Source organism: Candidatus Gorgyraea atricola (genome assembly GCA_030765235.1).
Lineage (GTDB): Bacteria > Omnitrophota > Gorgyraeia > Gorgyraeales > Gorgyraeaceae > Gorgyraea > Gorgyraea atricola.
In genome coordinates this window covers 396281-404273 of sequence record JAVCCW010000029.1, presented here as the reverse complement: position 1 = coordinate 404273, position 7993 = coordinate 396281, and the positions used below count along the sequence as shown (strand labels likewise).

General features: G+C 36.0%; 7 protein-coding genes. 1 reads left to right on the top strand and 6 read right to left on the bottom strand.

The features are described from left to right. Both P9L93_07565 and P9L93_07560 read right to left on the bottom strand, forming a co-directional pair. Positions 1–1386, bottom strand: a 1386-nt coding sequence (locus P9L93_07565) for a glycosyltransferase (GenBank protein MDP8230939.1), incomplete at its 3' end; no start/stop codon positions are given. 1 nt (position 1387) lies between these two features. Then, positions 1388–3103 (bottom strand): ABC transporter ATP-binding protein, encoded by a 1716-nt coding sequence (locus tag P9L93_07560; GenBank protein ID MDP8230938.1) that lies wholly within the window; start codon positions 3101–3103, stop codon positions 1388–1390. A 342-nt stretch (positions 3104–3445) separates the two neighbouring features. Here P9L93_07560 and P9L93_07555 point away from each other — a divergent pair, with 342 nt between their 5' ends. Next, positions 3446–3691: a hypothetical protein gene (locus P9L93_07555; GenBank protein MDP8230937.1), complete on the top strand. Its 246-nt coding sequence runs from the start codon at positions 3446–3448 to the stop codon at positions 3689–3691. A gap of 220 nt (positions 3692–3911) precedes the next feature. Here P9L93_07555 and P9L93_07550 read toward each other — a convergent pair whose 3' ends face one another. The 4 genes from P9L93_07550 to P9L93_07535 form a co-directional block, all read right to left on the bottom strand. Next, positions 3912–5612, bottom strand: a complete 1701-nt coding sequence (locus P9L93_07550) for an LTA synthase family protein (GenBank protein ID MDP8230936.1) — start codon at positions 5610–5612, stop codon at positions 3912–3914. Between the two features lie 10 nt (positions 5613–5622). Beyond that, positions 5623–6405, bottom strand: a complete 783-nt coding sequence (locus P9L93_07545) for a glycerophosphodiester phosphodiesterase family protein (protein ID MDP8230935.1) — start codon at positions 6403–6405, stop codon at positions 5623–5625. Positions 6406–6433: 28 nt separating this feature from the next. Continuing rightward, positions 6434–6616: a hypothetical protein gene (locus P9L93_07540; protein ID MDP8230934.1), complete on the bottom strand. Its 183-nt coding sequence runs from the start codon at positions 6614–6616 to the stop codon at positions 6434–6436. A gap of 292 nt (positions 6617–6908) precedes the next feature. Beyond that, entirely contained in the window at positions 6909–7991 is a 1083-nt protein-coding gene (locus tag P9L93_07535; GenBank protein ID MDP8230933.1) for an SxtJ family membrane protein, read from the bottom strand. Positions 7992–7993: the final 2 nt, after the last annotated feature.

The following is a 7993-nucleotide window of genomic DNA, read 5'->3' as shown; positions in this document are numbered from 1 at the left end:
CTTTGAGGCTTTCTGGATCTGGGCGTGAATCTCTAAAGACATCTCTTCTTTTCCCCGCAGCATAGAGTCCCTTGATTCTATGTCTTTTGAGGCTTTCTGGATCTGTCCGCGTAGCTCCAAAAACATTACTTCTTTTTCGTGCAATAGCTTGTCTTTGGATTCTACATCCTTTGATATCTTTTGGATCTGGCTGTGGAGCTGAGCATTGGCTTGGGTAAGCTCTCCCATGAGAGATTCTTTTTCCCCTAGCATAGAATCCCTTGATTCTATGTCTTTTGAGGCTTTTTGGATCTGTCCGTGGATCTCTAAAGACATTATTTCTTTTTCGTGTAATAGCTTGTCTTTGGATTCAATGTCCTTTGAGGCTTTTTGGATTTGTTCGCGTAGCTGGGCGTTAGTTCGGATCAGTTCATCTGCGAGGGTTTCTTTTTGGCTAATAGCATTCTTGTCTTCATAAATCCTGTCCGATACAATACTTTTCTCCAGATTAGAAATTTTCTTTAGATTTTTAAAAAGAGATGGTAAAATAGATGCCACGCGTTTCGCTTCATGGCACTCTAAAAACTTGGCCAAAATAAGGGGTAAGATATCATATAGATTTTTCTCTCCGCCAGTAAAATATCCCTTGCCGTATAATGCCTTACCTAATTGTTTGGGGAAATGCTTTGCGACCAAAAGCAACCTATTCCTCTCTGAAAAATATCTTACCAACTCTTCACTGCTGCTGCCTCTGAAATGATGCCTTGCTATGGCCTTAGGGGCATATAAAATCTTCCACTTCTTTTTAGCGCACCTAAAACACATGTCAATGTCTTCCAAATACATCACAAAGTCTTCATCAAAGGGGCCGATCTCGTTAAGACAGGTCTTTCTAAAGAGAATTGCAGCCCCGCATAAGCTGCTAACTTCTTCCATACGTTTGTACTGACCTTTATGCTGCTGTCTAAAACCGCGATCTCCCCAGTAAAAATCAGGATACTCTTCATGGCCTGCGCTATGGATCTTGTTGTCTTTCAATAATATTTTCCCGCCTGCTACGCCTACTCGCGGTCTCATCCTGATGGCCTTGACGAGTTCTGTCAGCCAATCTCTATTAGCTTCTATGTCGTTATTAACAAAGGATATGAACTCCCCTTTTGCCTTTCTAGCTCCTAGATTATTAGCACGCGCGTAATTATTGACATTGTTCTTTATTACTTTTACATTTGGAAAATTTCTTCTTACGAATCCTGCTGAACCATCGGTCGAACAATTATCGATCATAATGATCTCGATCTTGTTTTTTGGATACCTAAGTTTAAGCAATGAGGTAAAATATCCTTTGAGGTATCGCTTTCCATTGTAATTAACCATGATAATGCTGACTAAAGGCCATGTCTTTTTCATATTAGTCCTCCTTTAATATCCATTCGTGCTCCAGATATACTGTCCCGTGATCTTGTTTATCAAATACCATTTGAAAAGGATAAACACCGTGATGATGCATCAAAAATCTCTTCTCCAAGGAATCCCATACGCCTATTGAAACACTGTATTGCCCTGGCAATAATGCCAATTTCGGAAAAAGGATCTGAAAAATCCTTTGATCTCCAAAAGGCATTGTTGTACCTTGACAATATATCCCGTCATCCCTGTAGATCCCAAACCATAAGTATCTTCCGCGTTTATTAATTAGCCTTTGCCGATTAAAACAAATTTGAAACCTGATACTTTCATTGGTTATAAAAATATCTTTCCTGTCGCCCTGGGCATCTAAAAAATTTACTGCATCTATTTTGACATCTTCGTGCTCATCTCGATGCCCAAATCTATCTTTCAGTAAATCAAAATTCACACTAAGTCCATTTTTTCTACGTGTAAAAAATGATGCAAGATTTTGGCCGATATTAAAATTTTCGATTTTAAAAGGTATATTTAAAAGTCCGCACCCTTGATCATTGCGCCCCGTAACTATCAATTCATAACAGCCATAATGGTGATCGAATGGCAGGACCTCTTTTTTGTCCCAAATAGCTACAGATACCCTGTATGTTCCAGGCGCAAGAAATATACTGTGATAAAACAACGCAAAATGACCCTTACCCTTCTTCAATTCTGATATCTCGTACCCATCAAATTCAGTATTCGGACCATAACAATATACGCCGTCCTTTCTAAATATAGCTATGCCAAAATGCAGATCTTTCACTCTTTCCCTTGCAGTATAATATACTCTTATAGCTAAGGACTCTAGCGTGTTAACTCTGCCTTGGGCAGCGCGGTTCCTGCTTATAAATTCTACTGATTCTACAATGACTTCCTTGCCGCCAAATTTCTGTCCCCAGTCTGATACATTATCTGCCCACCTTTTAGTATTCTTGACCAAATTTACATCCTGGTTAGGCCCTACGAAAAACCTTTCGCTGTTCAATAAAGAATTGTATTTCTTGATTGCTTCAGCTGGACCGCCTGTAAATAGTGTTTGTCCGTGATCCAAAAGCATTACTCTATCACATAAACGCTCAATAAGCCCCATTCCCTGAGTGGTAATTATCAGGGTCTTTCCTTGACGCTTAAAATCTATCAATCGCTCGAAGCATTTATTCTGAAAAAGCGTATCGCCAACAGCCAACACCTCATCTACTACCAGTATATCAAAATCCAGATTAGCAATAATACTAAATCCTAACCTCAGCCTCATGCCCTGAGAATAGCTCCCCAAAGGCATATTTATAAATTCGCCTAATTCTGAAAATTTTATTATAGAATCTAATTTATTCTCTATTTCTCCGCGCGCAGCCCCCAGGATTGTAGCATTTAAAAAGATATTTTCTCTGCCGCTAAGTTCATCCTGAAAACCAACCCCCAGATTAAACAATCCCATTGCCCTGCCATTGACCAGGATATCTCCTTTGCTAGGCGAAAGAACGCCTGCTATAATATATAAAAGCGTGCTTTTCCCTGCGCCGTTTCTTCCAATAATACCTATTGTCTGACCTCTCTCAATTTCAAGATCAATGTCTTTTAATGCCCAAAAATCATGAAAATCCCTTCCCTTATGCGATGGTTTCACAAGGGGGTATTTTTTCCGAATAGATTTTAAGGTAACTGCTTTTTGATTCATTTTATTCAATAAGACAAATAATCGTTAATATGTTTCCTGTCTCTCCTGTATAGGTACAAACTTGCTATTAAAACTAGGATAATAAAAACAAACTGGATTATAACTACTGACGATAATTTTGCATATCCCGTCGCATTAACAAATCCTTTTAATAGCACAATCCTGTATAATGTTAAAATACCGACCAATGGATTATAAATATACAGTTTGAATAAGAAAGTGGGGAAAGAATTTTTTACTACACTTAAAGAATAACATACTGGTGTCAAATAGAACATTAAAAGCAGCAGCGGGTCTAAAATATATTTAAAATCTCTCCACTTTACGTATACGAGAGAAACAATGACTGACAATCCCGCGGTAAAGGCAACATGGATGAGTAAAATAAAAGGTAACAGGGCTATAAAACCAGAAATGTCTTTAATCATAATAAAAGAAGCAGCAATAAAGATAAGTAAGGAAGGTAAAAAATTTATGGCATTTGCGCCCACAATAGAAACCGGTATCAGCCAATGCGGAAAAGTTGATTCCTTGATAAGATTTCTGTTATCCATTAAGCTGGTTACTGATCTGGTAATAGACTCCTGAAAAAATAACCATGGGAAGACCCCGCTCATCAAATACAAGACAAATGGCACGCCTTCGATTTTTACCCTCAAGATTACACCAAAAACAAGGTATAAAATCATCACCATGAAAACAGGAGATAAAAATGCCCAAAAAAAGCCTAATGATGGCCTTGAATAGCGAATCTTTAAATCCTTAAGCACCAATTCCCTTATTAAATATATTTTCCTGTCCCAGCTTTTCATAGTAAGTCCAGATTTTTATATTCTTTTTCAAATTCGTCGAATTGCGATGTTCTTTTTTCCAGACCACCTTTTGTAAAAACAGTACTTTCTTTAATGGGGTAATCTAACAAATTATCACCATATGTATATATGTCGAAGTCTATACCAGAAGCATTTAAAATAGTCAAACCCATATCAAGTAAAGAAGCAACTGATTTTTTTTCTACGTAAGCAGCATTGTCAGGTGTAATGATGAAAAGAGAGACTGTGTCGTAAGACCGCTTAAATAAAGTAGTGTCTTCTTCAGCCATGAATGCCCCATGATCTCCATAAATGAAGATATAGCAATTTTTAACCCTGCTTTTTATAAATGATACGAAATCTTCCAACTCCTTATCTACGTATGAGATAGAATTAAAATAATCTCTTGTCCATTTATTCTTAATATCGCTATAATGCTCATTTAAATACCACGCCTCAACATCACTATAGGGCTGGTGGCTGTTTATAGTAATTATGTAGTAAAAAAATGGGGTATCTTCATTTTGCATTTGTCCTTCAACAAAAGAAAATAGATCTCCGTCCCTCAGTCCCCATCCATGTTCTTTTTTTTCTTCTTCCATTATGTCAATGTCATAAAATGCCTGAAAGCCCATTTTATGGTAAGTTACGTCTCTATTGTAGAACCATCCGTCACTCCCATGAAATGCCTTTGTATTAAAACCATGATTATTAAGTTGTTTGATAATGGAGTTAGGATATCTATAGGACTTCAATTTCAAGGAAGGGAAATTTTCTAAAGGAACGACGTTATTAAAAACTGCGAATTCTACATCTGAACTACCACCTGCAAAATTAAGGTTCACCATGTAAGGATAATAAATGCATTGCTTGGACAGTGTATGGAGAAAAGGAGTAATGTATTTATCTTTATATTCCCGATGGATAATATTAGGATCTAACGTCTCAACCTGAATGCATATTATATTTTGAGGTTGACCTTTAAGTTTCTCCTCAGAGTGAATAGCCATTCTTTTGCCATAATCAAATTTTTTAATAAGCGCCTCTTCGTTTCTATAAAAAGACAGGTCTATTACATCATTGCAAAGCAAACCATATTTTTTGATTATCCTGTATTCTCCATCATAGGGGCTTTTTATATCACAGATCATTTGATTGGCTATATTGACTATCAATAATACGAAAATTAATAGAACAAATAAACCAGAAAGTTTGTGTTTTTTATGCGATAATTCTGAAAACTTTGTAAATTTTAATAAAATAAGAAGAATAATCGGTAAGTCAATAAATACAATCAAACACTTTAAATTAAATGGGACCGCGAGATGATAAATAAGATTTAGCCCTTCCGAGAATTGTAAAAAAAACTGTCGAAAATGAAAGAAGCTTCCTGAGTAAAGATTATAGATAAAATGTGTCAGTAAATATATATTTTGGATCAAATAAAAAATTATCAAAAAGATTCTGCTCTTTAAGCGGAGTAATAGCGTAAATACAACTAATATCAACATGAAGGAAAGTATAAATCTATGAGAATACAGCCCTGACGCAGAAATAGAAAAAACCCTGTCAGTGATATAACTGGTTACAAGGTCTATTTTTAGGGAATTTAAAAAGACTACGGTTATAAAAATTGCAGAATAAAAAATAAGTCTTATCTTTTCTAAAAATATGTCTTTTTTAAGATTATTTCGCATATTATACGATTTAAGGAGAAAGTGAATCTGTGTAAAAACCATCCACGCCTAATTCTGCCAATTCATTTTTTAAATCAATATCATTTACCGTATGAACAAAAGTAAAAATGTCAAGCTCGTCGAGTTCTTTAATAAATCTCTTTGTGGCCTTATTATCCCGCATTGTAAGCGCAGATACTTTATTGCTAGTCAAAAAATCAATAACCTCTTCATTGCTATAATCAGAAGCGTATAGTGTCAATATAATATGCTTAAATCCTATATCCTTAACTTTTTGGTATTCCTCAAAACTGTATATTTGCGGTATGAAATTATCCCTTACTGCAGGATAATCGGAAAAAATTTCTTCCAGTCCTCTTATATTGTCCTTTTTTATATCTGTTACTACATAAGCATCTGAATGGCTTGTCATCCAGATTATCAAATCATCTATGGGTAATTGAGTTAAATCTTTTACCATTTTAAATTTTCTAAACTCTTCCAAACTATATCGTTTTTCCTCTACAGAAAATAGTTCATTTACAAAAAAATCCCAATCATGGATTAAAACCATTTCTTCATCAGTTGTCCATTCAAAATCAAGTTCGAAAAACATAAACCCTTTTTTGTAATTATGATTCAGGGCCTCCAGCGAATTACTTCCTGCTATACCATAAACAATGCCGCCTCCATGAGCAACAAATTCTGGAAACTCAAGAGCCGTGTCGATAGAATCATTTGCAAATGCTACTTGTGAGATAAAACAAAAATAAAGATGAGCATGAAGTAAAAACAAAATCTTCAATATTTTCATTGGCCTATCGCTCCTTCGACATATCTCGTTACTTTACGTCGTACTCTGTTACAGATACTTTTGGGTCTGGATCTTCATAAATCAAGGTCTTTCCATTGTCGAGTTCTGCAATTTGCTTTAGCTCACCGATGGCATTCTTGAACAATTGAACCTCTTCTAAAGACCAGTCTTCTATATGCAAAACCCAGTACCTTGCTCCGAATTTTCGCAAAACAACATGCTAACTGTATGGAAAGGATAATAGACCCCCCCCCTTTTTTTTTCCCATATCCCGCCTGGATTTAAACCAAGTATCCTTGTAACCTGTTGTTCAAGCATAGAACACATAAGCCAGTAATCAAGCCATTCGGGCTTTGAATTTATTGCATGGGTTAGCCAAAACAACAACTTCGACAGAAACAATAGAATAACTGTTGCAACAATAGAAAATTCTAATAATCTAATCCACGTTGATTTACTTTTAGTATGATCTTTCATCATGTCTTGTGAATTTAAAGGGCCGTTTACCCCATTCGTTCGTATGAAAAAAAAGATTTTTTATGCTTTGTCCAGTATGAGCCAGCAGATCTATTTATTTTTTGATGCAAGAGATCCTTACCAAAAAGTTTTAATAAAAGTGCTGTGGGTGTGAATATGAGATAAAAAGCTATGGATAGGGTAAGCTTGGCTGTTATCCATCCTAATGAAAAAATTATCGCGTCTAAGATCTTTTTCAGCAAAGTCAATACCCTGGGGCAAAGAAGAGCTGATATTAGAGCGAGAGAGCCAATAGTGGAAAACCAGATAAAATGCGGCTTGTGGCGATAAAACATGATGCAGCCGAGTATGTTAAGGCCCAGGCCAAGATTAAAGCCGAATTTCTTTAGCTCTCTACTCACGCCTTCTTCCTCCTTTTTAAACCTCAATATATCCCTAAATACCTTGATCAACTTACAAATTCCCAATTTAGATCTTCCTGATAACCTCTTTTTAAATGCGATTGGGATTTCCCTAATTCTGCAATTCCTTAATTTGCATTTATATAAAACCTCTTCTATTATAGATGGTTCTTTGGAAATTAGTCTGTCTAAATCCAAGGAGGCCAAAATACTCTTTCTGAAGCACCGGTAACCTGACGTACAATCTTTTATGTTTAGTTTAAGGTATTTTCTTATGAATAGATTTACTGACTTTGAGAGAAAAACCCTTATTGGCCCACGATCACAATCCCTTCCTCCGCTAACATATCTTGAACCAATAACAACATCGGAATCCCTCATCTCTTTTAAAAATGCCGGGATATACTTTGGGTCATGCGAAAAATCTCCATCCATCTCTATGATATATAGCGTGTCTTTCCTTTTAATTGCCTCCTTGAAGCCATCTATCCCGGCATAGCCCCTGCCTTTACAGGATGTCCTGTGAAGCACAGATACGCGATTATCTTGCTTAGCTATTTTGTCTGCAATAAGACCAGTGCCATCAGGGGAATTATCATCAACTATAAGGATATCAACTTCATTTGCATGTTTGAATATTTCATTGATAAGGGCCTCTATGTTCTCTTTTTCATTATAGGTTGGGATTATAATTAAAGTGCTTGGCATAT

What these genes read in the sequence shown, in the direction of transcription:
- P9L93_07560 (MDP8230938.1), bottom strand. Translation starts at nt 3,103, where the DNA reads ATGAATCAAAAAGCAGTTACCTTAAAATCTATTCGGAAAAAATACCCC.
- P9L93_07555 (MDP8230937.1), top strand. Translation starts at nt 3,446, where the DNA reads ATGACTGACAATCCCGCGGTAAAGGCAACATGGATGAGTAAAATAAAA.
- P9L93_07550 (MDP8230936.1), bottom strand. Translation starts at nt 5,612, where the DNA reads ATGCGAAATAATCTTAAAAAAGACATATTTTTAGAAAAGATAAGACTT.
- P9L93_07545 (MDP8230935.1), bottom strand. Translation starts at nt 6,405, where the DNA reads ATGAAAATATTGAAGATTTTGTTTTTACTTCATGCTCATCTTTATTTT.
- P9L93_07535 (MDP8230933.1), bottom strand. Translation starts at nt 7,991, where the DNA reads ATGCCAAGCACTTTAATTATAATCCCAACCTATAATGAAAAAGAGAAC.